This is a genomic window from Rhodovulum sp. PH10, from assembly GCF_000293785.1.
Taxonomy (GTDB): domain Bacteria; phylum Pseudomonadota; class Alphaproteobacteria; order Rhizobiales; family Xanthobacteraceae; genus Rhodoplanes.
This window is the reverse complement of sequence record NZ_AKZI01000082.1, coordinates 1-23,345: the sequence shown is the minus strand read 5'-3', so window position 1 is coordinate 23,345 and position 23,345 is coordinate 1. Positions and strand designations below refer to the sequence as shown.

Below are 23,345 nucleotides of genomic sequence, written 5' to 3'. Positions count from 1 at the left end.
TTCGTCGCCATCACCCCCGGCATGAAGCTGTCCTTCGACGGCGGCCGGGAGTTCGGCGGTGAGGGCGGCGACGGGAAAGCGCCGGACCGCTACGAAATCCTCCGCCAGTTCGCGGCCAACGCCGCGACCCTCTCGGCGGGCAGCGGTGGACTTCCTGGCCTCTGGCACCGGCCGCTCAGGCGGCCGGTGCTTTCCGGCGCGCGCCCGCCGACACCGGCATATGGAACGGGTCCACATCGAACAGCCCGGCAAGGCGCGGGATGCGCCAGTAGGGCATGCGACCCGCCAGCAGAGGATCGTGCTTCCCGGCAAAGAAGGTCACGGACTCGTCCGGCGGCAGGCTCATCATCCGCTCGAACGGCAGGAGCGGCACGCGGCTTTCCGTCCGGGTGTCGCTGTGCTCCCCCTTCAGCATGCCGCCGGAGTAGGTCCGGCTGCGGCTCTCTCCGGTCGTGAAGCCGCCGCGCCGCTGCAAATACTCCGCCGTGTCCACGTCCGAAGGCGTGAAGAACTGGATCAGGCCGCTATTGGCGAGAATGCTGGTCCAGCGTTTTCCGTACAGAAGTTGTAACTGCGGCAGGTCCTGAAGGAAGGGCCAGAGCTGAAGATTGTAGCCTGCTGCAAAGCCGAACGCGTTGGAGACGGCGGGAAGCTGTTCGAGCCGCGCGAACTCGTCGAGGAGCATCAGCACCGGATAGCCGCCGGGATCGGTCGTCAGCTGGTCGATGGCCGAGGTGATCATCAGCCGCAGGAACCGCGCATAGGCGTCCATGTAGCGGCCCGGCAGGATCAGATAGACGGTCGTCGGCTTCTCCCGCAGCTGGAGAAGGTCGAGGTCGTTCCCGGTCAGGGTGCCGCCCCGGGCCGGATCGGTCAGGGCCGGGTCGTCCAGAAACGCCGTCTGGGTGATCGCCGTGTTGATCGCCGAGGAGATGTCGCGGGCGTCGGCATCCTTGAACCGGCCGATCGGCTGGCTGATGAAGGGGTAGGCGCTGGCCCCGATAGCCGTCAACAGCCCGGCGGCCTTGGGCCCCCTTGCGGCGATGTCGGTCACCATTTTCCGCATATGACCGAGCGTCGCCCGTTTCCCAAGGGTGGAGATCAGATAGAGGATTAGCGTTCCGACCAGGTCACGCGCCGTGTCGTCGAAATACGGGTCGCGCCCCTGCGTCAGGATCAGCGCCTGCGAGAGCGCCGCCGCGTCGGCCACCACGTTCGGGCTGTGGATGTCGAGGCGGGAGAGCGGGTTGTAGCGGTGCTTCGGCAGGTTCCATGGCAGCCCGCCATGCAGGCCGAACGGGTTCAGGACATAGACATCCTGCCCCGTGGCCCGGCGCTGCCGCGCCGTGATCGCGGCGTTCTGGCCCTTCGGGTCGATCACCACCACGCTGTGCGGCACCTGGAGCAGCGTCTGCACGATGATGCTCGCCCCCTTGCCGCTGCGGGTCGGGCCGAAGGTGCAGAGATGGCGGTTGTCGGTGTAGCAGGGGAAGGTCTCGCGTTCGGCATTGTAGCCATAGGGGATCGCGAATTGTGAGGTCATGGCGGGCTTTCCTGATCAGCGTTCTTCACTGAGACCGGCATCGCGGAAGGCATCGGCATCGCCGACCTTTGCATCGAACCTGTCGGGAGCCGCGAGCGGGGCCATCCGCCAGCCGAAACCGAAGGGAATCGCCGGAAGCAGCGCGTAACCGGCCAGAGGCCAGAGCGAACCCCAGTAACGCAGCGACACCATGCAGGCCGCGAGGCCGCCGAACACCACCAGCAGCACCAGACCCGAATGCTCCGCCGGGACGAAGCGGCGTCCGCTCTGCCGGTAGGCTTCGTAGAGGAAGCGGCAGCGCGCGCCGGAGAGCGCCAGCGCCAGCACGATCAGCAGATCGAACAGAAGGGGCAGGGCATGGAACGCCGCAGGGGCGAACCACCAGAACAGCACGAGCCAGACCGCCGTCTGCGCCAGCAGCCCGAAGGTGAAGGGTCCCATCAGCGTGATGCCCTGCGCCACGAGCCGCAGCCCCGACCACCAGATCGCCATCAGCCCCAGCGTGGCAAGGAACGCCGTGTCCGCGCCGAGGCCCAGCTCGATCGCCAGCTCGTACCAAATCACGACGAACAAACCGATCGTCCATACAAGATGTCTCATGGTTCTCTCTCCTCCTCGGGAGAGAGAACCACGACGCCCTTGTTTCCTCGCGTGGAATATTTGGTAAGGCTCTGCACGATCATGTCTCACGTCGCGATGCGCTTTGTTTTACGAGGGTTTCACCATCGGCATCAGAGCTGACAAAGCGTATATCAGGCGGAGAGGGTAGCGAGATGTCGTTTCCGGTACCGGAAACGGGTCTCGCCAGGGGCCGGTGGTGGCCCATGGACCCGAGGACGCATGCGCTCAGGCGGCAAGGCCGGACATGGCACGACCGAGACGAAGTGAACTTCGTGATCGTCAGATCAACATCAAGCTCACGATCCGGGAGTTCGAATGGTTGCGCCAGCATGCGGCGTCTCGCGGCATGCGGCTCGTGGATTACGGCCGCGCGCGCCTGCTCGGCGAATGGCGGATCACCGAAGCGGCCGTCGCGGCAATGCCGCATTGCGATCCGTTGTTCCAGGTTCAGCTCTCACGGCTCGGCAACAATCTCAATCAGATCACCCGGCGCCTGCACAGCGTCAATAAACCGAGTCCGCCCACGCTCGAACCGCTCCTTCAGGAAATCCGCGCACTGATCCACAGGGCCGGACGGCATGATCGTTAGGTTCGCCGAGAGACGAAGCGGCGGGATCAAACACGGCACCTCCTTCAAGGGACTCGCCGATTACCTCATGCATGATCCCGATCGGGCGGTGACGTCGGAGCGCCTCGCCTGGACCCACACGCTGAATCTCGCCAATGATCATGTGCCGTTCGCCATCGACGAGATGCTCTGGACCGTTCGAGCGGCTGATGCGCTGAAACGGCAGGAAAAGGTCGGAAATGGCGGGCGCAGGCTGGAAAGCCCCGTCAAGCACATCTCCCTCAACTGGCATCCCTCGGACGAGCCCGAAAGGGAGGAGATGATCGCCGCCGTTCAGGAGTTCCTGCGTCATATGGGTTGGGACGACCGGCAAGCCGTTCTGGTCGCCCATGACGACAAGGAGCACGCCCATGTCCACATCATGCTGAATGTCGTCTCGCCCATCGATGGCCGCTGCATCGACAGCAGCTACGAGAAGGTCCGGGCGTCATCCTGGGCGCTTGGTTACGAGCGTGCGCATGCCCGGATTCATTGCCGGGAACGTCTGAAGCCCGTCGAGGCGCGGGAGCCTTCTCCGACGCGGCTGGCATGGCAGAGTCTGAAGGAGGCCGACCGGGAAAATGACCGGACCGAGTTCTCGCGGATCCGCCAGACGCCGGATTACTTTGAAAGAGGCGAGGCAGGGGGCCGCGAGGCGAAAGAGTGGGCGCTTCTGAAGACCCGTCAGCGCGAGCAAAGGCTGGAGTTCTTCACCGAGGGTAAGGCGGCGTTCCGAACGGTCCGGAACCAGGTCTTCCGCGAAATCCGGGCAGAATACCGCGACGAATGGGTGGCCTATTATGACGCTGCGCGTCGTGATTGCGATGCCGATGGTCTCGCCGCAATGAAGGCCGACATCCTTGCGCGTCAGACCGCCGACCTCGAGGCCAGGCGCGACGCCGCCTGCAAGGCGCTTCGCGAGCGGCGCGACCTGGAATACCGGGGACTCCTTCGGCAACAAAAGGAACAGCGCGCTGAACTCGAGAAGCGGCAGGAACAAGGCCTCCCGTCCTACCATCTGCTCGAGGCTGGACGTGACGCGGCCCCAGCGAAGGGTAAAGCGACCGAGCGGCCAGGTGAGTATTTCCGGGGCGCGGCGAACGAGACCTGCTCGCCGGCGGGGGAGCGTAACGCGGGTCGCGCCATGCCGGGTCCGGGAAATCGCGGAAAGCCGGTGAAAGAGACCGTGAAGGTTCACGACGCGGCCAGCATGTCCGGAGCGCTTGGCATCGGCTTTTTGGGCGCAATCGCCGAGCTTGGCGAGCGCTTGTTCGATGGGTTCTTCGGCGGAGGGTCGGCTGAAAGGCCGGGCGATCGGGCGCCGGAATCCCTTGAAGCAGACGAGAAGGACGCGGACGACAAGCGTTCGCGGGACACCGAGAACCAGCAGCGCGCAGTCGAGATGGAGGGAAACGAGACAGAGCGGCTGGTCGAACACTGGCGAGAGCGGCGCCGACAGCGAGAGCATGATCGGGACTGAGCGCGGGTCCGGGGCAAGGGGCGCCTCCGGACCCGGGTCGCAAGACCAGCCCCGCAATCGTCACCGGCCCATGGGCGAGGCGGTCGCCGTGGAATGCACGCACATCGCCGCCGCGTTCGAAGCCATGCTCGGGGCGGCGCTCGCGCAGCTCATGCTGCAATTTGCGGCGCGACTCGCCGCCGTCGAGCTTGATATGCCCCGCGAGCTTCAGGTCTCGGCCCTTGCTGCCCTTCGGCAGGAGCGTGACGCCGCGCTTGCCATCCTTCGGGCCACGATACGAGCCGGGAAAAGGGCCGCGCTTGCGGCTGCCATGATGCGTGCACGGGGCCGCCCGAAATGCTCCGAACCGCCTGTCGGTCGGACCTCGCAGCCTCGATCACGTCGGCCATCCTGTGCCCTGACGAGCCGCCGTCAGCTGTCGTCCTGAAGCGCCTGTAACGCCGTGGCGACGGGCAGGAAGAGACAATGCGGCTTGCTTGCGAAGCTCCGGAAGCCATTGTGCCGATAGAAGGTGATGGCAGCGTCGTCCTTGGCATCGACCAGCAGGGCGAAGATGGCGGGGTCGGAGCCCCCGGCGCGAACTGCCGCGTCCATGACGAGCGCCCGGCCGAGCCCCTTGCGGCGGAACCGTCGATCGACGGCGAGACGCCCGATCAGCGCGGCGGGAACGAGGGGATAGCGGGGAAGGCGCTTGGCGGTCTCCGGCGGCATCTCCGTCAGCAGCACGCTGGAGGCCGCCAGGGTGTAGTAACCGGCGATCAGGCCCGCATCATCGAGGGCGACGAAGCAGTTGCTGACCCGCCGTTTGACGTCTTGCGAGGCCTGTGTGGCGAGATAGCGATCCAGCGCGTCCACGCCGCTTGCGAACCCCCGGCGGTCATGGGCCCCGAGGGGCTCGATCACGAAACCGGCGGTCACCGGGATTCCTTGATCAGCGTCCGATAGGCTTTGGCCGCCTGTTTCAGGCCGGGCGGCGGCGGCGGCGGATTGATGATCGCGTCGGCGAAGGCGCGCTGGTCTTCCAGCGACAGGCGGACGATTTGCGTGTCCGCGATGGTGCGATGGGCGGCCTCCTGCGCCGCCGCCACCACGAAGTCGCTCACGCTGCGGCCCTGGATTTCGGCGGCGCGCTTCACCGCCGCCAGAACGTCGGGTGCAATCCGCGCTTCGAGGCGCATTGTTCGGTTCTGTTCTTCGGGCATCATACGGCCCTCTCTTTCGTTTGGCCTCTATAATGTACGGTAAATAACCGTACAAATCAAGTTGTTTCACGGCAGTCCATGGAACCCCCGCCATTGGCTTTTCGAGAGGCAGACGGCCCCGTTCAGCTTGAAGAAACCGGCATGCTCCTTCCGGTCGCGGTAATGGGCCCAGAGATTGAACACGCGCCGCCGGGCGCGGTTGCCGCCGTCGCCGAAGATGAACAGGGCGATCGCCCTTGCTCCGTAGATGATGTCCCCTTCAACTTCGGCGCCGTCGCCGACGGACGGTCTCGCGTCGAGGGATGGGCTGCGCACAGGCTCTCCTCTCGGCGCGTCGTTCGGGATTCGCTGCCGCGTGCGGCCATGATGCCGGACCATCGCCTCGAAGCAGTCGTCCGCCGTCGCGCGCGGACGCCCGCGATCCGCCGCATCCGCGCCATTGCCATAGGGTCGTTGTGTGGACATCGCTCGACCTCCGATCGTACCGGTGGATCAAGAGCGCGGCTTCTGCGAAAAGTATGCACCACAACCGCAAGTCAGCCTCGATACGGCGCGAAAAGTTCGGCAAATGCCCCGGATTTCGAAGAAGCTCCCGCGCGAGCGCACCGACTACAGCTTCGGCGACCTCGTCTACTGGCATCTGTTCGTTTACGGCACCCGGCCCAGGGGAAGCCCGGCCGCCAAGGCGGGCCGCGCATGGGAGCCGGGAGCCATCTGCGGACTGATCGGCGTCACCGAGCGGACGCTGCGCAATTGGATCGCCGACAAGCACCTGCCCGACAGCGTGATCCCACTCGAACGGGAGCTCTTCGGCGACAACCCGGCCTGGGACGAGGCGCGGCTCGAACTCGCCGAGGCGCTCCGAAACAGCCGGGCCCGCAAGGCCCGCAAGCCGTTCTCCCGCCTGTGGCCCTTCGTGCGGTCGAACGTTCTTCTGTTGCCTCCCCCGGGCGATGCACCGGATGGCGAGGCATCAAGCACCAGAGATGTTTCCCCGGAAAGCTCCGGAAAAGACAGGAAAACGGAGAAGAATCAAAGCCTCGTTTGCCTCGGCGGCAAGCCGAATGGCAGCAGGCTCGAGCCCGGAAATCTGCCCGACCGGCCCCGGCCGATGAGGGAAAACCCCGGCAGAGCGGGGGCCGGAGTCCCGGACGAACATCTCCTGCCCGGGCGGTCCGACGGTGCTTCCCGGCATCACCAATTCCGAACCCTCGGGCCGCTCGCTGTGACGGCGGTGATGATCGGGCTCGGGATGTATATCTGGTCGATCCCGTCCGTCCCGGGTCCGGCACCATCGCAAGCGCCGTCCCGGAAAGGAGCGTCGCCATCCCCGGCCGGTCCACCGCCCGGCACCGGACGGCAGGGCACGGACCAGAAGCCGGTTCAAGACGGCGCCGAGCGGCGTGCGGGCGCGGACAAACCATCTCCCGGAACCGAAGAGGATGTTGCGCACCGCGTGGTTGCCGCCCAGCGGAAGGCCGAGGACAGGGAGAGGCAAGCGCGCGAGCAGGAGGCCGAGCGGCGCGACCGTGAAGAACTGGCGGCCAGTCGCGCGATCATGGAACGGGAGCAATATGCCCGGCTTCTCGCCCGCATGGGCTATCGTCTGCGCGACGACGCCCGGATGAACGGCACCAACATCCGCGTCCTCGAAACCGCGACCTTCCTCGACTGCGCGCTGGCCTGCGTCGAGGACAAGTGCGACGCCTTCGCCTGGACGAAGTGGTACTGGAAGGGCCGTGCCGACCAGCTTCACCGCTGCTCCACCTTCAAGGCCCCTCTCGTCTTCGCCAACGACCGTTCGTACCTGGCGGGAGAGCGGGTCCTCGATCTTGCTCCCGGTCAGGCGCCGAGCCCCGCCGAGATCGCAAAGCTCACCGCATTCGCCGTTCCGCCACCGCCGAAACCCGTAACCTGGTGTCCGGGTGGACCGGTCAAGGTCACCGGCTTCGACCTGACCTGCGAGGCGACCCTGACGGGCGGCTCGGTTCCAGGCCTGCCGCAGTCCTCCTACGAGGTCACGACCATCAATGCCTGCGCGGCGAAATGCCGTCCGCTCGCCGAATGCGTGGGCTTCGCGTTCAATGCCGCAGGTCCGGACGGCCGGTCGGCTTGCCAGCTTTTCGGACGGACTCGCGAGCGGCGCGACGCCACGGGTTGGATCGCGGGGGAACGTTAGGGTTCGGAGAAGTCAAATTCATCGGCCAGTGCCCTTCCGTTTATATTTTTTCATTAAAAGAACTACATTCTTAACCCAGTTTCTTGCATTATGCTTTCATGTCTGAAAATACCAGTGACATTATCTACGAAATAGTGAAGCAGCTTCAGGCCGGGCAGGGCGACCTGAAAAACAGGCTTGCGGATCACACCCGCCAACTTCTCCGTATGCGGGAAGACATCAATGCTCTCCATAGGGACGATCTGCGCCGGGAAACGGCCCAGGCCCAGATGGACACGCGCCTGGAGCGGATCGAGGCTCGCCTGAATCTCAGGGACGCTTGAACCATTTTCGTGGGCGGGGTTGCTTGCCTGCGCGACGAGCCCAACATGTCCGATCTTCCTCTTGAAATTACCCGCCTCGCGCAGCGCCTTGCGGCTGCGCAGGGCGTTCCTGTGGAGGAAGCTATCCGCCGCGCCATCGAGGAGAGCGCCCGCGCAGCAGGGATTTCTCCCGAACCGCCGCGCGCCCGTCACCGCATGAGCATTGCCGAGATGCTCGCCGTCGGTGCCGAGATTGCCGCCCTGCCGGTGCTCGATCCGCGTTCCCCGCACCAGATCATGGATGATCTTCCTGCCCGATAGCTCGGTCCGGTATATCAATAAAATCAAGGCGTTGGATTCTGGATTAAGCCAACACTTCCCCTAATTAACAAATCCGTTTCCTGTCTTTGCTAAAACTGATGGTCGCGCTGCTTTTATAAAAGGCAGTGGACATGCGATTCATGCCAATAAACGACAATTCCAAAACCGAGTTCCCTGACATCGCCCGCGCAAGTCTGGAGCGTTTTGCCCAGAGCCTTGCTGCCAGCAAAGGCATCAAGGTCACCGATCAGGCCTGCAAGCTCGTCATCGACAATGCTTTGAGCCATCCGGTATCGCCCATCGGCGCTTCCTTTCCCGGCCTGGATATTTCCGGAGAAGCCGTCAGGCGCATCAACGACTATTACGCTCTTGGCGATATCATATTGGAATTGTTCGATCAGGCGGTCCTTGCGGCGCAGCCTATCAGCATGCCGAATTTGCTGCGAGAGGCTTTCCGGAAGGCCGACCTTGCAGCAGGCCGCCCGTCTCGCCTCTTGTTCCCCGAAGCCGATGCGATTGAGGCTGGGCTAAAAGGCTGGCCGCGCGATTTTCCCTGTCTGAGCGTTCAGGAGACGCTGGAGGGCGACATCGTCATTTTGTACCACACCGAGCATAGCATTCACCGCGATTACCGGGACGGGCCCGCTTATCTTGTCGCCAAGCCCGACAATACAATTCTGCGCGAATATTTCTTCTCCGACGGCCTTTTGCACCGTCCGCCAAAACTCGGTCCGGCCGCCCGCATTTTGACGCGAGACCATGAAATCACCCGTTATTGCCTGAATGGCGTTTTGCACCGGGACGAAGACGACGGTCCCGCATTTTCAGTGCGCGACCAGGCAACCGGCAAGCCCCTGAACGAGGAATGGTTCTGCGAAGGCAAGCTACACCGCTTAGGCGGTCCTGCCTGCATTGATGCCCAGTACAAAGAGGAATGGGAGCCCGAAAATCGCCGGGTCCGGCGCGAGGGCTGGTTCTGGCACGGGCAGATTCACCGGTCTTCCCGCCAAGGCCCGGCAGTGACCGATTATGATGCCACGGGCCGAAAGATAAGGGAAATCTATGTCGAGGACGGCAAGCGCCACCGTGATCCCGCCTCCGGCCCGGCCGAAATCCTCTGGTCCGCAGAAGGCGAGGAGACGAGCGCCAGTTATTGTGTGAGAGGGCAGCTGCATCGAGAGGATGGCCCCGCTTTCACATGGCATCCGAGTGACTGGGCCGAAGAAATCACGGAGTACCACCTTGAAGGGAACTTGCACCGAAACCCGCTGGAGGGCCCGGCACGTATTGTTCGCGCCCGTGACGGATCACGGAATTACGAGGAATTCTGGTCGAATGGCGAGCGAATCGAGCCACCATCTTGAAACACGACCCGGAAGCGGCGCGGAAGCGTTAAGGCACGTAAACCAAAGTCGTACCGTCATCGGTTAAAATCACGTTAAATCATGAAACTAATTTAGCGCGCATTAACCTCATGCGCCTATCATATCAGTAATTTCAGTGACTTTATGGGTTAACAAATTAATTTGTAAGAGCTTGCATATGAACTTGTTTACCGCGTGCGGCGCGCAACACGAAAAATCCGGGGGCCGGAGATGAGCGCTTCCGAACCCTCCGCCTTGCGCGAAGACCGGGGCCTGGCCGCCTATGGCACGCGCAGCGCGGCATGGATGGCCGAAGACACTCGCCGTTCCATGCCAGAGAGCGAAGATACGCTTCGCAATCTGAAGTCCATGCAATCGGTGCAACTGGCCTTCGCCGCCGCCGGTTACCCGAACCCGCCTTCCGCTCTCGCCAACATTGTCGCCGCCTATGTGAAGGCGCGCACGCAAGGGCTGACGTCAAGCCAGATCGCCTCGATGGCGCCGGGCGCAGGTGAATTGTCTGCCGTTGCGGCCTCCGGCGTCAGCATGGCCATGAGCAATATGACGCCCGAGCAGCGCGACAACGTGAAGAACGGCGATGACGTGAAACCGGCAGAGCTGGCGCGGATCGGCATGCTTTTGGCCTTCAACCAAGCTCTCACGCGGAATAGCAGCAGCCAAGAAAGCGAGACTTCGGGCAGCAGCGCGGCCTACGACAGCCTCCCGATGGCGCAGGGGCCTGCCTATTGGAACACGCCCAAAGGCATGGCCGAGATGCGGGCCTTTGCGACGACCCTTGGCTTGGGCTGGACGGTGTCGGCGCCGGAGCTGCTGCGGCTGGGCCCGGCGGCGATTGAGACCTTTGCGAAGGTCCATATGGAGAAAGAGACCTACGAGAAGTTGACCAAATCAATCGGGTTGAGCGCCCGGGATTCGGTGAAGGAAGTTGAATTCTACTTGAGAAATGGCGGCGATCCGGAGAAACACAAAGAGCATGTGGATAGCGTCAAAAAGAACTATGAGGGTTTAACGCAGGGTGATCCGGCGGCCAAGCGTGAAGCGACAGGCGCGATCAAGGAATTGATCGAGAGCGACGGCGGAGCGGCCGCCAAGAAGCGTTTTAACAAACGGTTGGATCGAATCCGGCCCGGACATCCGGAAGTGGAGGAATTCCGCCGTGGCATGAAGAAAGAATTCCACACCGAACAGGAAGAAACGCTCAAGCTGAAGAAGAAAGCCGAAAGTGACGTAATTGCGCTGGAGGCTGCAGCAGCAAAGAGCGATGCTCTGGTTGCGGAACAGCGTCAAATTGCAGAACGGGTTGATGCCAAGGCAGATTCCCTTGCCAGTTTATTGGCGGACGTCAGCCTTGATAAACCGAAAGCCGACGATGGCGTAATTGGTAAGCCAAGCGTTGGAGAAGAGAGCAAACCGACTGGAGCTAAACAGGAGAGTGACTCAAAGAAGGCGGCTCCAGATCCGGCCACGCCTAAAGCGGCGGAGTCAGCAAAAACAAAGCCAGAAGAAAGCGGGCCTGCTCAACCAAAAACGCGAACTGTATCTGCCTCTAAACCGTCAGGCCCGGTCCCGGCTTAGAGATGGAGGCCATCACGTATAGCCTCTAGAACGCTGCAAGCAGGCACTTCCTTGATGGACTTTCCGTTCAACGTTCTGACAACCAGAATCTTTCCCGCTTGGTTTTTTTTCGCAATTGCCATCAGGTCATCAAGACAAGAATCCTCATTACGTAGAGAGGCTACCTCTCTCTGTATCTGCCCGTTTTCCTTCAGTACTTGTTTTAATTCTTCCTGAGCGCCCGCTGAAATTCCTTTATATTTCTCCTGACGGCTTTTCAGCACATTTCTGGCGCAGACTGCGAAGTCTCCGCCCTCAAGGCCGTTGCAATAGGAAAGCTCGGTAGGTTCGGCGGCCTGAGCCGGAAGGCTGCTGCCGACCATCCCGGCAGCGCTGCCAGCCACAGCTGCAGCAAGAGCAAAGTTGCGAACGGTTTTTTTGGCGCTGTTAGCCAAGGAAGTGGGTGCGGATACTGGCATGGCGGACTCCTTTTCGGAGAAAGTACCGATCAACTCCAATCTTTGTTTTATAGCATAAAAAGGCCATGTTTAACACTTTCAGCGCTGGTGAATACTTTACTACCGGCCGGGGAAATGCTTTCATAGCGGCGTTTTCTGCGAAAACGGACATTTCAGGCATAAATCGAATACTTAAAAGTTAAATCGGCGCCTTATTTTGCTTTATTTGGTCAATTTGCCGGGCCCTGCGGCATGGGCATAAAGACATGCCTCGTCGCGCCACAATTGATTTCGGCAGCGGGTTTTTTAAAGGGTTCGGGGGGAGTCATGTCGGCCCGGACGCGCCTTAAGCGCGTGGATGCCCGCCTGACGCGGGCATGACGCCTTGTGGGTATTGACGTCATTCCAACCAAGCGAGCCGAGGGCGAGCGCGAGCTGGAATCCAGATACGTGAAGCTTCGTTTTGTGGGCAAAGGCGTTCGGCCTTCGCTGAAGCGAGTAGAGGAAAGAGGATCATCCCGCATGGCTTGAGCATCCTCTAGCGAAACGACGGATGGAGCCGTCGATGCGTTCGTCTTACGTGCCGCTAACGAAGCATGGGCGAAACACTATTGCTCATTACGTTGCGGCTGTGCTGTAGTCGTGATATTGAATGCTTGGAGAGGCGCGGTCACATCGCGAGGATGCGTCCGCTGTTCGGAAATGCCGGAAGTCGCGGGCGAATTGGCCTGCAACACAATGAGCAATTCGGTTGCGGCCAGCCGCGAGGAGTTGGCCGCCATGACCGGCGTCGCCCGCGATCCCGTGCCGGGCCTCTATGGCCGTGACGGCTCACGCAAATATCTGAACCGCATGGAGCGGCAGCGGGTGCTGGCTGCCATGCAGGGGCTGGACCCCGGCCGGGCGCTCTTCGCGCTCACCCTTGCCTGGACCGGCGCGCGGGTCAGCGAGGTGCTGGCGCTCACGCCATCGTCCTTTCAGATCGAGAGCGGCATCGTCGCCATCAATACGCTGAAGCGTCGCAGGCCGGTGGTGCGCGAGGTGCCCATTCCGCCCGCGCTGATGCGGGCGCTTGATGCGCATTTCGCCCTGGCGCGAACGCAGCAGCGGCAGAACGAGGCGCAACAACGGCTGTGGCCCTGGAACCGCGTCACGGCATGGCGGCTGATTAGGCTGGTGATGCGCCGCAGCGGCATTGCGGGCCGACAGGCTTGCCCGCGCGGGCTACGCCACGCCTTCGGCGTGGGCGGGCTTCAGGCGGGCGTGCCGCTCAACCTCGTGCAGCGCTGGCTGGGCCATGCCCGCATGAGCACCACCGCGATTTACGCCGATGCCTGCGGCCCCGAGGAGGCCGCGATGGCCGAGCGCTTCTGGCGATCGACCGAAAGCCTGCCTCCGACGGGCTCGGGTGCGAGGAGAAGGCATGCCCCGTAGGCAACCCGACGCGCTCGACCGGCTGATCGGCCGGAACATCCGTCAGCAACGGCTAAAACGCGGCCTATCGCAGACCGAGCTGGCCGACGCCATCGGCATCCGCTTCCAGCAGCTTCAGAAATACGAGAAGGCCAAAAACCGCATCACCGCCTCCCGTCTCTATCTGATCGCCCGCAGGCTGGACGTGCCGTTCGAGGTGATGTTCGAGGGGTGACGATAGCTTTTCGAGCTTCTCGCCAGGATGGCGTGCCCTCTTCATGGGGGAAAAATCAAGTAGAGTCAGATGTATACGCGTTGTCTCACTAAAGTCGTCGTTCGACGACATTTTATATTGTCATCGAACGACGACATGTGATAATGTCTTCGTTCGACGACTTTCGGACGTTCCATGCTCATCCGGACACCTGCCGATCTTGGCGCTGTCATTCGTGACCGGCGCAAGCATCTCAAGCTCGATCAGGCGACTCTCGCCAGGCGAATTGGCGCGAGCCGCCAGTGGGTGATCGAGGTCGAGCGGGGCCATCCACGTGCCGAACTCGCGCTGGTGCTTCGAGCCATCGATATTCTCGGCATCCGCCTCGATGCGACTGTCGGACCAGAAACAAATGAGCCGCCTTCGGATGGCGTCGATATCGACGCCATCGTGGCCAGCGCCAGAAAGGCGAAGCCATGACCAGCGAGCTTGTCGCTCTTCTTGACGGCAAATTAGTCGGGCGGGTGCAGCGCGATGCGCGCGGCGGCATCAAGTTCTTTTACGACGACGCATGGCGAACGGCAGCCGACGCCTATCCTCTCTCTTTGTCGATGCCGCTCGGCGCAAAGGAGCATGGCCGCGCCGTGACCGAAGCGTTCCTTTGGGGTCTCCTGCCTGATAGCGAGCAGGTGCTCGCGCGCTGGGCCGCGAAGTTTCAGGTCTCGGCCCGTAACGTCTTTGCCCTCATCTCGCATGTCGGGGAGGATTGCGCAGGTGCCGTGCAGTTCGTGACGCCCGAACGGCTCGCAGCACTCCGCGGCGCGAAGGACGACACGGTCGAGTGGCTTGACGAAGCGGACATCGCCAGGCGGCTTGAAACCCTGCGCAAGGACCACGCCGCATGGCGTCTGCCGCGCGACGCCGGGCAGTTCAGCCTGGCGGGTGCCCAGCCCAAAACGGCGCTGCTCTTGCAGAACGGGCGTTGGGGCATTCCCTCGGGACGTCTGCCGACCACGCATATCCTCAAGCCGCCGACCGGGCACTTCGACGGCCACGCCGAGAACGAGCATATCTGTCTCACACTGGCGCGGAATCTTGGCCTGCCGACCGCGCAGTCGAGCGTCATGACGTTCAAGAACGAGGTTGCCATTGTCGTCGAGCGCTACGACCGCCAGTGCAGAGGCAACGACCTCATCCGGGTGCACCAGGAAGATGCGTGTCAGGCCCTTGGCATCCCGCCGACCAGGAAATACCAGAATGAAGGCGGGCCAAATGCCTACGACATTGTCCATCTCTTGCGCACCTATTCGACAGACCGCGAAGCCGATATCGATACATTCATCGACGCGCTCGGCTTCAACTGGCTGATCGGAGGCACCGACGCGCACGCGAAGAACTACGCGCTGCTTCTCGGTAGCCGTCGTGTCCGCCTTGCGCCGCTCTACGACGTGGCGAGCATCCTTCCTTATGAGGAGTTCGACCTGCGCAAGGTCAAGCTCGCGATGAAGATCGGCGGGGAATACAAGCTCGGCCTTGTCGCCTTGCGTCAGTGGCAGAAGTTCGCGCGCGAGATGCGCGTCGATGCCGAGGGCTTGATCGAGCGGCTCACCGCGATGGCCAAGAGGCTTCCCGACGAGGCGAACGCCGCCCGCGTTCGCGCGCGCGAGGAGGGGCTCGACGCGCCGATCATCGACCGTCTGACGGAGCAGTTGATCGAACGCGCGGCTGCGTGCCGGAAGTCTCTCGGCGGCGCGTAGCGGTTCTGGACCTGCCGTTGGCGGTGATGTTCGAGCCGTGAGCCAGATCGGCCAGGTGATCGGCCAAATCGCTCACGTCGATAGAACTATGTCGTAAGATCAGTGGCTTGACGCGATTGGGGGTCGGCCAATTCGATAATCGACGCATGTATCTGAGGCTGCGGCCTGATCACCGCGCCCGGAACAGGCTTTGCGTTTGCGATTTCTCCTGTGCGGCAATCCAGTCGAGCAAAACGCTCTTTCGGGCATAGATGCTATTCCCGAGCCGGAATGTCGGAAGCCGCGCCGCCTCGACCAGATTGTAGACCTTGCGGCGGAATTTCCGGTCCCCGAAAAGAAATTCAGCGATCGCTTCGCCTCCGCAGAGAAGGTCTCCGACAAGCGCTGCATCCGTTTTTGGCGATACCTGATGCATGGGCCGTGACTCATCCATTCGATTTTCCCTGATCTTTGCGTGGGCTTGAAATGGGTAAATGAGTCACTCTCCCAAGCCAACTAATAAATTGGTTCCAACAAAGAAGGACTCTGGTCGTGCGATCGTTTTCGCGCTTCTTTAGCGCGACATCCACCATTTGAAGAGAAAATCGCCATGCCCAACATGTTCACGATAGGAAAGCGTCTCGTTCCCGTCGACGAAGTAGCTTTTGTCGAGCCTTACAGTCCCGGCGAAAATCCGAAAATTCAGACGGTTCGGAATTATCAGGCCCGCGTCGTGCAGGTGAACCGAGAGAGCGTTCTTACGGAGCAGAGCGTCGCCGCCTTTGCCGAAGAACACAAATTCCGGCTGATTGATGAGGACGGAATTGCGGTGAATCCCGCGGTGCGTTTTTGGGTCGAAACCTTCACTCCGACCGAAGGGTTCACGCCCACAAAACCTTATGTGACGCGCCTTGTCTGGCGCGATCACGATGGCAATGCCCAGAGCAAGTTGCTCGTGGCGGCTCCGGAGACGGTGCTCGCTGTGGCCTTCACCGGCGACAGGATTCCGGCCGGAAGCGACGGCGCTTCGGAAGCAAACCCGGCGCCAGTCCGCCGTGGACGCAAGCCACGCAACCGCCGCCGGCCGCCCGCCGCCACGATGTGATCACGCCACCGGCCCGCACACGCGGCGGAATCTTCCGCACGGAGACGCACGCGGCGATGCTAGGTGGGATTGGTCGCCTTGTTCCACCATCGGCATCCATTTAGGGCATGAGGACGAGACCAACGCCATGCCCGCACATGCACCGCAGCAGAACGCTCTCGTCGAACGCATGGAACGCGCGTTGCTCCTGCTTGCCTATTTCATCGAGCTCGATGGCGATGCGCACCTCCCCATGTACGAGAAGTTCGAGGCCGAGCTTGATGAGCTTCGGCGCAAGGAGAGCGTCAAGGACCGCGCCCGCCGTCTTTTGGCCTCCTACAGCCGCGAGGGCGGCGTGAAGGCGATCGGCTGTAATCATCCGGGTTCGAGCGAAGGCCCCTTGCCATATTCGGGCTTGCCGGTCCGGTGACTCGGCCTGTCGGCCAAGCGCCGGACATGGCGCGCCGGGACCGCGAGAGGGAACGGGACCGATAACCGGGCGGCTGGAAAGGCCAGACCATCCGCCCCGCGTGTTCCGTCAGGCTGCATTCCGTTCTCGCGGGCGCCAGCGCGCCGCGCTGCACAGCCTCTATGCCGCGAAGATCGCGGCGGCCCTGCACTACGCCGACCGGCGGGAGGTGACGGCCATCGTCGAGGCGCTGCGGAGCGAGGAGCGGGCGGCACTGGAGGGCCTCAAGGCGTGTGAGGCCGCCCCGAGCCGGGGCAGGGCCGGGAACCGTCTCCCCGCGCGTCCGGCGCGCGGGGCAGTGCCCTTCCACAGCGGCCCGCCCGCCGACGAAGGCGCGGGGCAGGGCCGCCCCTTGAAACCGGTCAAGCGAGCGAGGATAGGACCTCAGACCTTCATCAGGATCGGGTCCGGAGGCAGCAGGGGGATGCTGCCCTTTTCCCAGCCCGTCGCGCCCGAAGTTCCCTCTACGAACAGTCTGATCCGGTAGTCTCTGGTTGTATTGAAAACCATGGCGAAGCGGGCGCCTTGTGGCGTCAGCCCGAAGCGCGCCGCCATGCACAAGGTGGACCGTTCGACGCCCGAGCGGTGCTTACCGACTTCCATCAGGAATTCGACGGCGGGGACGCCGTTCAGGAACAGCGTCAGACCCCGCCGGTAGGCTGGTGCGAGCTGGAACCGTCCTGTCGCATCAAGCAGCCGGTCGAGCCGGATGTGCGAGGTGTTGAATTCATCCAGGCTCCAGGGCAGGTCGCCGGCCGGTTCGCCGTTCCAGATGGCGACTACCTTCGCCATGCGCTTCGGCCCGAAAATCTCTTCGATCTCGCGCAGGGGCGTTGCGCTTGCAGCCCCGGGAAACAGCCCCGCAAGGGCGGCACCTGCGCATCCTTCCAGCACGGTACGGCGCGAGAGGTCCATCATTTCGCCTCCTTCCGGCAGCGCGGCCGGGTCATGGGTTTGGCGAAGGCTACAGGGCAGCGGATTCAGGCCGGAAGAGTCAAAACCGTGAACGCGGGAAAAGTGATCGAGCGCCCCCTTTGGGGCAGGGCTCTCCTTGCGGGCTTGACGCTTGAGTGGGGGGGTATCACCATCTTGTGGTACAGTAATCGGCGCTAGGCGGGCCGAGTTCAAGTATTCGTCTCCGCCTGGTGCGGCCCAGAATTCAAGTATTCGCGGCGAGAGGTCTTGCCGGGCGTGCTTTTGGCCCTTGAGGACTTCACGAACACTTTGAAAATTTTGACATAATGGAATTTTATGCGATTTTCGCGCCCCCCCCGCCCCTCGCGCAGGCGATGGACCAAGGAGGGGCAAGCGGAGCCAACACATGAACGATCTCGAAATATTCTGTCGCCAAGTTCGCGAGCGTTCTGCGGAGCATCGAAGAGCCGTAGAAGCTTTGGGGTGTGCCGATGCGCCAAGTCAGCTCGTTTCTATTCTTAGGCAGGAACTCGACTCAATGGTTCGGGTGATCTACGTTCTTGCTCAGCCTGATAATGATTATCGGCAGCAATTGATTACCGCTTCCGTCAACGGTCACCGCTGGAAACGGAGTACGGGGAAGGGTCATGTTACCGACCGTGAAATGATCGAATTAGCTCAGCACCTTCACGGGTGGACGGCGTCGGTGTACAAATTCGGCTGTGCGTTCATTCACTTATCAAATCTTCATGACCATAAAGTTCGTGATGGATTTCTTGCGATAGATGCATCGGAACGCGAAGATATTATTCGGCATCTGCGCTATTACCACGGAGGGCCTTCTACCGAAGCTGCGGCTTTTGCAGACATCATCCCTTTCTTCCCGCGCGTCTTTGAGAAGATCGCGGATAATCTTGAGTGCTACGTCGAAACCCTCGAGGCGGGCCAAGGCCTCGATGAGTACGTAGCGTAATCGCGATTTGGTAGAAATTCACGAGTTATGAGGCTCTGCGCGCTTACGGCCTTTGGCAAAGTAGGTCCGCAACCGCCATCCCCAAAACCAGACTTGCAAACGAGACCATCGACCGGGAGGCAATCCGGCGACATAGGCGGCAATAATGGCTCTATCGAGCGAAACTCTCAACCGCGTGCTTATGTAAATAATTTTCTTTGCCGCCTTGCCTGAGCGGGAGTGTTTATAATGAGAGATATACATCGGGGTGGAGCGCAATTCACGAAATCCTTGGTCGAGGCCCCAGAGGCTGTATCTCGCGTTGGATCGCAATTTGTTTAGGACCTGTCTTTGCTCTTCGGCAAGCTTCAAAAAGTTTCTAAAGGCCGCATCGCTTTTTGCGTTGGACATCTTTTTGCTATAAGCGACAATAAGATATATGCACGAAGAGATTCCATTAATGTCATTTTCTAGTATTTTCCGGAGCGCTCCCCGTTGTGGCAAGGTAACGGCATTTCTTATGTTTAGAAAAACTCCAACCAAGCCGGATATGGCAGCGATTCCGGCTGCTATTAGTGTGATCCATTCCTTGCTTACCTGATCTAGCATTGTGTCCCCCCAGCGCAACTCGCCATGTTTGACCTACTGGCCGTTCTTGGGCAAGCGCTACCACTTGTTTAAGCTTGGGTGTGGTGCGAAATTCAAGAATTTCGCACCACACCCAAGCCGCTGATTGAAGGGCGCTTTTCTGGTGCGAAAGTCCGGTGCATAATGCCGGGATGATTTACGGCTATGCACGGGTCTCCACAGACGGCCAGAGCGTCGAGGCGCAGGTGGCGGAGCTGACCGCCGCCGGGTGCGCCAGGGTGTTCCGCGAGACGGCAAGCGGGGCCAAGACTGACCGGGCGCAGCTCCGGCGCGCCCTGTCCGGCCTCGCCCCCGACGACGTGCTGGTGGTCGCGCGGCTCGACCGCCTCGCCCGCTCGACCCGCGACCTTCTCAACACCCTCGCCGCCATTGCCGAGAGCGGCGCGGGCTTCCGGTCCCTCCACGACACATGGGCCGACACCACCACCCCGCACGGCCGCCTCATGCTCACGGTTCTGGGGGGCCTCGCCGAGTTCGAGCGCGAGTTGGTCCGCGCCCGCACGGGCGAGGGCCGCGCGCGGGCCAAGGCGCGCGGCGTGAAGCTCGGCCGCAAGCCCAAGCTCACTCACCCCGCATCAGTGCCGGGAGGCCCTTGAACGCCGTGCCGCGGGCGTGCCAGTGCGCGACATCGCCCGCACCTACAACGTGGCGCACAGTACGATTTCGAGGCTGAGTTCATGACCATTACAACGCTCGATCAGATTCCGCACCTCTATCATTTCACGGATCGCCGCAACCTCGATCTGATCCGCCAGCACGGCGGGCTCCACCCACTTAGTCACTTGGTCGAGAAAAAAATAGAGATTCCGGCGGCTGGTGGAAATCAATGGAGCCGTGATGCGGATGAGTTGAAGGGGATGGGCCGCTACGTCCACCTCTGCTTTCGCAGCAGTCATCCGATGGAGTTCGTGGCACGACAAGAAGGACGGATCGTAGATTCGATCTTCTTGGAGATTCATCCGTCCGTCATGCAATTCGACGGCGTTTGTTTCACGAATGACGTCTCAAATAAATCCGGCGTTGAATCAGTCCCGATTTCGGAGGCGGCTCAGCTTATAGATTTTCATGTCTTGTACACACGGACAGACTGGTCAAACCCGGAAATTCAACAGCGGCTGAAACAGGCAGAGAAATACGAGGTTCTCGTGCCGTGCTGCATCCCTCTCAGTCACATAAGGAACATCTGATGGCGGAACGACCGATATTCATTCCCGCAAAGGATGCGCCCGGCTTTGTCAAGGAAATTAGTCTGAGCATTCCGTGGGCCTCTGGTTTTGCGCCAGTTCAGAAGAAGAAGAACATAAAGGCGTTACACGAAGCCGCTGCGCAGCGCGGATTCGAGCCATTGCTGGAGGTTTCGACCAAGTCGGATGTTGTCGCAGGCCAGCATCTGAGCGCCTTCCACTTAAAAGTACAAATCAGCAAGGGAGAAATCCCGCTTGAGAGCGCCTTTCAGGGAAGCAAGGTGTTTGAGCGCGGCGGGCCGTACACCGATCTCTACGAGATGGACCCAAGGACAGCGAAGCGCGATCCACGGCTACAGGAGTCGGGCCGACTAATCCGGTTTGAATACGAAGGTCACAGGTTTCCGCTTCACCCGGCGACCGTCTTTTATGATTGGCTCTACCTCACAGCGATCTACCCCCACCGGGAATGGCTAAACAATCGGCTTACGGAAAAAGGAAACTACGCCGGATTCACTGATATTGAATTCAATCCAAGCAAGTCCATCAATTGCCAAGCTCGCTCGTGCGCATTGTTTATTGCGCTGATGCAAAAGGGTCTACTTGAGGGCGCGATTAAGTCCCCGGAATCTTTCGTGACGATGATGAAGGAGCAAGGAAGCTCCCGGATCGCGAAAGAGTCGGATCGCCAACTCTCGTTCTGATCAGCGATCCACGATGCTCTCCTCTACGATCGCGGCCTTCTCCGCCGCCGACCATGTCCGCCGGCGCCGCCGCCCAGTGATCACCTCGACTCGCTGGTAGCGCTCACCTTCGTGACTGTCTTGATGTCTGTCATCATCCATCGCGACACCTCACATCGGTCCTGCCAATACGACGGTCTACGACGGCCCCGGCGCCCGCGATGAGGTGGGGCGCTCAAGCCGGTTACAGAAAATCGGACGAGAACCACAAGTTCGATAGGGGTATGATAAAATCAACAAATTTCTTGATGACTTCAATGTATCGCCACCACCGCAGGGTACGCATCCGCTCGACGACAATATCCGCGGGTTCTATGCCAGTTGGGGCTTCACGGGCCTGCCTTTCGACCCGCGCCGCGCGATGATGAGACGCACGTCCGAATTGGCCCGGCGGTTTGGCATCGGGGTGCGGCTCACGGGGTCAGTGAATGCGCACGGCGGCGTCACGCACCCCCTACAGCGGTGAAGGCGGCGTGAAGGCGATCGCCTGCAAGAATTTGAGCTTGAGTTCGAGCGGCGGCCCCTTGCCGTATTTGGGTTTGCCGGTCCGGTGGCCCATCAGATTGTCGATGAGGCTGTCCGGCGCTTCGGCTGCCACCAGACGGTCCTTGAAGCTGTGGCGCAATGAATAGACCGTGTGGTCCTCCGTCGGGCGAAGGCCGTGTTCGCCAAGGAACTTGTTCACCGCCGCCGAAAGGGACGACGCCTTGTCCCGATAACGTGGAAAACCGTCAGGACGGAGCTTCAGTGCGGCGAGCGCCGCTCCGACCAGCGGGATTTCGCGGCGCGAGTCTTCGGTCTTCAGCCGCCTTCCATCTGGCAGTACCTCCACGTAAGGGATCGGCGCGTCCAGATGGATTGAATTGCGCCGCAGGTTCACGGCCTCCGACAGGCGAAGGCCGGTATCGGCGACGACATAGAGCACCAGCCGCGCATCCTCGTTCAGGCCGTCGAGGGCGCCGGGAGCCAGAAGCCTGTTCTGAATGAATTCCGCTTCGAAGGGGCTGCGGGACTTCTCCACCTCGCCCTTGAGGCGCAGGCCCCTGAAAATCTCCGGCAGATTGAGCCGCCGCCGGATGTTCATCTCCTTGAGCATGCGGCTCAGCTGTCCGATCGCCTTGTTCGCGGTCTTGGCGTTCGTCTCCCCCGCGACCACGCGGTCCCGCCACCACTCGCAGTAGTCGATGCCGTCATCGACGGTGACGTCCGTCACCGGCTTGTCGCCGATCAGCTTGACGAACTCTTTCAGGGCGCGCTCGCGCCCGTTGCGCCAGACGCGAAGCTGGTTCGGGGAGAAGTCCCTGGTTTCATCCTTGGTGGCGGCTTCGTACTCCACGAACAGCTTCGAGAGCAGGAAGGGGGGCCGCTTCTCGGTGCCGAGCAGGGCGGCCCGGGCACCGGCGTCGTCGGCGACGCCGTTCAGCACGAGGGCTTCGAGGCGCTCCAGCCGTCGCTCGGCGGGCAGCATGAGAAGCTGGGCGTTCTCGACATAGTCGAAGCCGAGCGAGCGGGCGCGGCGACGGGCATCCTCGTAGCAGTTGTTCTTGCGCAGCGACCGCCGCGCGGCCAGTTCCTGCCAGTAGGCTTCGAGCGCCTCGTTCAGCTGGATGGCGACGCGCGACGCTCGGCGACCGGTGCGGTCGGAGGCGACGCGAATTCTCGTGGTGTGCTTGACGATGCCGCGCGGGTCGAGGTCCCGGAACTCGTTGGGGACCCGGCGGACGAAATGCCACGTGCCGTTCCGACGGGTGAGGAAGTCAGGCATGACCGCCTCCCGAGTTGGACGATTTGTTGCACGTTTTGTTGGTCGATTTGGCCGACAGGGTTCCGCTCCGGTCCGCGATGGACGGCCGGATTCTATCGCCGGCCCGAAGCCAGCCAATTGTAATTCTTTGTAATTTCAACTTTTGTGCCTCCGGCTGGAGGCACTCCGGTCACGCCGTATTCAAAACCGATTGGAGCGGGTGAAGAGCGTAAGGTGGCGCGCCCGAAGAGAATCGAACTCCTGACCCCCAGATTCGTAGTCTAATTAAATTGAATGCGTCAGGCGGCGATGGTAGACTAATAAATGCGCTTTGGGGGCAAGTAATAATGGTTATCCATTACGACCAAGGACCACCGCATGCGCTGCGACTCGCTCTCTCCTGCTTACGTGGGCTTACGTCGCTGCGCCGCCTACTGGCGAGTCTGATCGATGCGGATGGGTGTACATGCTCGGCCGTAGAGGGCCTCGGGCGTCCAACCCGTCCAAGTCGTCCGTGGCACCACGGCAACGCGGGTTCTTCCCACCGAGGGGCACCGTTAGGCGCCGTCCAGGTGGTGTCCAGCGGACGGG

Annotated in this window: 27 protein-coding genes, 1 tRNA gene and 1 pseudogene; 17 read left to right on the top strand and 12 right to left on the bottom strand. The window is 61.6% G+C overall.

Annotation, left to right across the window (positions count from 1 at the left end; all coding sequences use genetic code 11):
• Positions 1-175: 175 nt before the first annotated feature.
• Complete coding sequence (locus A33M_RS13940) at positions 176-1,543, bottom strand: type IV secretory system conjugative DNA transfer family protein (protein ID WP_008388175.1); 1,368 nt, start codon at positions 1,541-1,543, stop codon at positions 176-178.
• Between the two features lie 15 nt (positions 1,544-1,558).
• A complete protein-coding gene (locus A33M_RS13935) occupies positions 1,559-2,143 on the bottom strand; it encodes a hypothetical protein (RefSeq protein WP_157223479.1) in 585 nt (194 codons plus the stop codon).
• Between the two features lie 265 nt (positions 2,144-2,408).
• Here A33M_RS13935 and A33M_RS13930 point away from each other — a divergent pair, with 265 nt between their 5' ends.
• From A33M_RS13930 to A33M_RS24030, 3 genes are all read left to right on the top strand, one after another.
• Complete coding sequence (locus A33M_RS13930) at positions 2,409-2,753, top strand: plasmid mobilization protein (protein ID WP_083850463.1); 345 nt, start codon at positions 2,409-2,411, stop codon at positions 2,751-2,753.
• The gene (locus A33M_RS13925; RefSeq protein WP_040620654.1) at positions 2,743-4,251 is read left to right on the top strand and encodes a relaxase/mobilization nuclease domain-containing protein; all 1,509 of its coding nucleotides are present in this window, start codon (positions 2,743-2,745) and stop codon (positions 4,249-4,251) included. Before A33M_RS13930 ends, A33M_RS13925 begins: the two co-directional genes overlap by 11 nt.
• A 70-nt stretch (positions 4,252-4,321) precedes the next feature.
• Positions 4,322-4,678 (top strand): hypothetical protein, encoded by a 357-nt coding sequence (locus tag A33M_RS24030; protein WP_157223478.1) that lies wholly within the window; start codon positions 4,322-4,324, stop codon positions 4,676-4,678.
• Here A33M_RS24030 and A33M_RS13920 read toward each other — a convergent pair.
• The 3 genes from A33M_RS13920 to A33M_RS24025 form a co-directional block, all read right to left on the bottom strand.
• Positions 4,663-5,169: a GNAT family N-acetyltransferase gene (locus A33M_RS13920; RefSeq protein ID WP_040620653.1), complete on the bottom strand. Its 507-nt coding sequence runs from the start codon at positions 5,167-5,169 to the stop codon at positions 4,663-4,665. The two genes, A33M_RS24030 and A33M_RS13920, sit on opposite strands and share 16 nt — an antisense overlap.
• Positions 5,166-5,429, bottom strand: a complete 264-nt coding sequence (locus A33M_RS13915) for a type II toxin-antitoxin system TacA family antitoxin (protein ID WP_008388167.1) — start codon at positions 5,427-5,429, stop codon at positions 5,166-5,168. Before A33M_RS13915 ends, A33M_RS13920 begins: the two co-directional genes overlap by 4 nt.
• Positions 5,430-5,519: 90 nt before the next feature.
• Positions 5,520-5,918 carry a hypothetical protein gene (locus A33M_RS24025; RefSeq protein WP_157223477.1) on the bottom strand — a complete coding sequence of 133 codons (399 nt, stop codon included), beginning with the start codon at positions 5,916-5,918 and terminating at the stop codon, positions 5,520-5,522.
• A 22-nt stretch (positions 5,919-5,940) separates the two neighbouring features.
• Between A33M_RS24025 and A33M_RS13905 the strand changes: the two genes are divergently transcribed.
• Positions 5,941-7,632, top strand: a complete 1,692-nt coding sequence (locus A33M_RS13905; RefSeq protein WP_157223476.1) for a PAN domain-containing protein — start codon at positions 5,941-5,943, stop codon at positions 7,630-7,632.
• Between the two features lie 62 nt (positions 7,633-7,694).
• Here the strand turns inward: A33M_RS13905 and A33M_RS24985 are convergent, their stop codons facing one another.
• Positions 7,695-8,282: a hypothetical protein gene (locus tag A33M_RS24985; protein WP_237718381.1), complete on the bottom strand. Its 588-nt coding sequence runs from the start codon at positions 8,280-8,282 to the stop codon at positions 7,695-7,697.
• 113 nt (positions 8,283-8,395) lie between these two features.
• On the opposite strand from A33M_RS24985, the gene A33M_RS13890 reads away from it, so the two are divergent.
• Positions 8,396-9,619, top strand: a complete 1,224-nt coding sequence (locus A33M_RS13890) for a hypothetical protein (RefSeq protein WP_040620649.1) — start codon at positions 8,396-8,398, stop codon at positions 9,617-9,619.
• 231 nt (positions 9,620-9,850) lie between these two features.
• Positions 9,851-11,215 (top strand): hypothetical protein, encoded by a 1,365-nt coding sequence (locus A33M_RS24020; RefSeq protein WP_157223474.1) that lies wholly within the window; start codon positions 9,851-9,853, stop codon positions 11,213-11,215.
• On the opposite strand, the gene A33M_RS24015 is transcribed toward A33M_RS24020, so the two are convergent.
• Entirely contained in the window at positions 11,212-11,673 is a 462-nt protein-coding gene (locus A33M_RS24015) for a hypothetical protein (protein WP_157223473.1), read from the bottom strand. The two genes, A33M_RS24020 and A33M_RS24015, sit on opposite strands and share 4 nt — an antisense overlap.
• 759 nt (positions 11,674-12,432) lie before the next feature.
• On the opposite strand from A33M_RS24015, the gene A33M_RS13875 reads away from it, so the two are divergent.
• The 4 genes from A33M_RS13875 to A33M_RS13865 all read left to right on the top strand — a co-directional run bounded on the left by A33M_RS13875 (position 12,433) and on the right by A33M_RS13865 (position 15,036).
• Complete coding sequence (locus A33M_RS13875) at positions 12,433-13,086, top strand: tyrosine-type recombinase/integrase (protein WP_008388161.1); 654 nt, start codon at positions 12,433-12,435, stop codon at positions 13,084-13,086.
• Positions 13,076-13,300 carry a helix-turn-helix domain-containing protein gene (locus A33M_RS13870; RefSeq protein WP_008388158.1) on the top strand — a complete coding sequence of 75 codons (225 nt, stop codon included), beginning with the start codon at positions 13,076-13,078 and terminating at the stop codon, positions 13,298-13,300. The genes A33M_RS13875 and A33M_RS13870 overlap by 11 nt, the downstream gene beginning before the upstream one ends.
• A 174-nt stretch (positions 13,301-13,474) precedes the next feature.
• Positions 13,475-13,759 carry a helix-turn-helix domain-containing protein gene (locus A33M_RS23040; protein WP_083850461.1) on the top strand — a complete coding sequence of 95 codons (285 nt, stop codon included), beginning with the start codon at positions 13,475-13,477 and terminating at the stop codon, positions 13,757-13,759.
• Positions 13,756-15,036, top strand: coding sequence for a type II toxin-antitoxin system HipA family toxin (locus tag A33M_RS13865; RefSeq protein WP_008388157.1), 1,281 nt, complete (start codon positions 13,756-13,758; stop codon positions 15,034-15,036). The genes A33M_RS23040 and A33M_RS13865 overlap by 4 nt, the downstream gene beginning before the upstream one ends.
• Before the next feature lie 169 nt (positions 15,037-15,205).
• On the opposite strand, the gene A33M_RS23035 is transcribed toward A33M_RS13865, so the two are convergent.
• Positions 15,206-15,451 carry a helix-turn-helix domain-containing protein gene (locus tag A33M_RS23035; RefSeq protein WP_085977076.1) on the bottom strand — a complete coding sequence of 82 codons (246 nt, stop codon included), beginning with the start codon at positions 15,449-15,451 and terminating at the stop codon, positions 15,206-15,208.
• 174 nt (positions 15,452-15,625) lie between these two features.
• Between A33M_RS23035 and A33M_RS24010 the strand changes: the two genes are divergently transcribed.
• Both A33M_RS24010 and A33M_RS23030 read left to right on the top strand, forming a co-directional pair.
• Positions 15,626-16,120 (top strand): hypothetical protein, encoded by a 495-nt coding sequence (locus A33M_RS24010; RefSeq protein WP_157223472.1) that lies wholly within the window; start codon positions 15,626-15,628, stop codon positions 16,118-16,120.
• 127 nt (positions 16,121-16,247) lie between these two features.
• On the top strand, positions 16,248-16,529 hold the full coding sequence (locus A33M_RS23030) for a hypothetical protein (protein WP_192814120.1): 282 nt from the start codon (positions 16,248-16,250) through the stop codon (positions 16,527-16,529).
• A gap of 423 nt (positions 16,530-16,952) precedes the next feature.
• Here A33M_RS23030 and A33M_RS13855 read toward each other — a convergent pair whose 3' ends face one another.
• Positions 16,953-17,486: a hypothetical protein gene (locus tag A33M_RS13855; RefSeq protein WP_040620641.1), complete on the bottom strand. Its 534-nt coding sequence runs from the start codon at positions 17,484-17,486 to the stop codon at positions 16,953-16,955.
• Between the two features lie 403 nt (positions 17,487-17,889).
• On the opposite strand from A33M_RS13855, the gene A33M_RS23025 reads away from it, so the two are divergent.
• On the top strand, positions 17,890-18,456 hold the full coding sequence (locus tag A33M_RS23025; protein WP_083850459.1) for a hypothetical protein: 567 nt from the start codon (positions 17,890-17,892) through the stop codon (positions 18,454-18,456).
• Between the two features lie 18 nt (positions 18,457-18,474).
• Here the strand turns inward: A33M_RS23025 and A33M_RS24005 are convergent, their stop codons facing one another.
• The gene (locus A33M_RS24005; RefSeq protein WP_157223471.1) at positions 18,475-19,044 is read right to left on the bottom strand and encodes a hypothetical protein; all 570 of its coding nucleotides are present in this window, start codon (positions 19,042-19,044) and stop codon (positions 18,475-18,477) included.
• 155 nt (positions 19,045-19,199) lie between these two features.
• Here A33M_RS24005 and A33M_RS13850 point away from each other — a divergent pair, with 155 nt between their 5' ends.
• The 4 genes and pseudogenes from A33M_RS13850 (at position 19,200) to A33M_RS13840 (ending at position 20,971) form a co-directional block, all read left to right on the top strand.
• On the top strand, positions 19,200-19,679 hold the full coding sequence (locus A33M_RS13850) for a recombinase family protein (RefSeq protein ID WP_008388154.1): 480 nt from the start codon (positions 19,200-19,202) through the stop codon (positions 19,677-19,679).
• A 10-nt stretch (positions 19,680-19,689) separates the two neighbouring features.
• A pseudogene (locus A33M_RS25385) lies at positions 19,690-19,764 on the top strand (hypothetical protein); the annotation flags it as partial.
• The gene (locus tag A33M_RS13845) at positions 19,761-20,270 is read left to right on the top strand and encodes a DarT ssDNA thymidine ADP-ribosyltransferase family protein (protein ID WP_040620640.1); all 510 of its coding nucleotides are present in this window, start codon (positions 19,761-19,763) and stop codon (positions 20,268-20,270) included. The pseudogene A33M_RS25385 and the gene A33M_RS13845, both read left to right, overlap by 4 nt.
• Positions 20,270-20,971 carry a DarT1-associated NADAR antitoxin family protein gene (locus A33M_RS13840; RefSeq protein WP_040620638.1) on the top strand — a complete coding sequence of 234 codons (702 nt, stop codon included), beginning with the start codon at positions 20,270-20,272 and terminating at the stop codon, positions 20,969-20,971. The genes A33M_RS13845 and A33M_RS13840 overlap by 1 nt, the downstream gene beginning before the upstream one ends.
• A 493-nt stretch (positions 20,972-21,464) precedes the next feature.
• Here the strand turns inward: A33M_RS13840 and A33M_RS13835 are convergent, their stop codons facing one another.
• Positions 21,465-22,775 carry a tyrosine-type recombinase/integrase gene (locus A33M_RS13835; RefSeq protein WP_008388151.1) on the bottom strand — a complete coding sequence of 437 codons (1,311 nt, stop codon included), beginning with the start codon at positions 22,773-22,775 and terminating at the stop codon, positions 21,465-21,467.
• Positions 22,776-22,989: 214 nt separating this feature from the next.
• Positions 22,990-23,062 (bottom strand) — tRNA-OTHER (locus A33M_RS24000).
• Between the last annotated feature and the right edge of the window lie 283 nt (positions 23,063-23,345).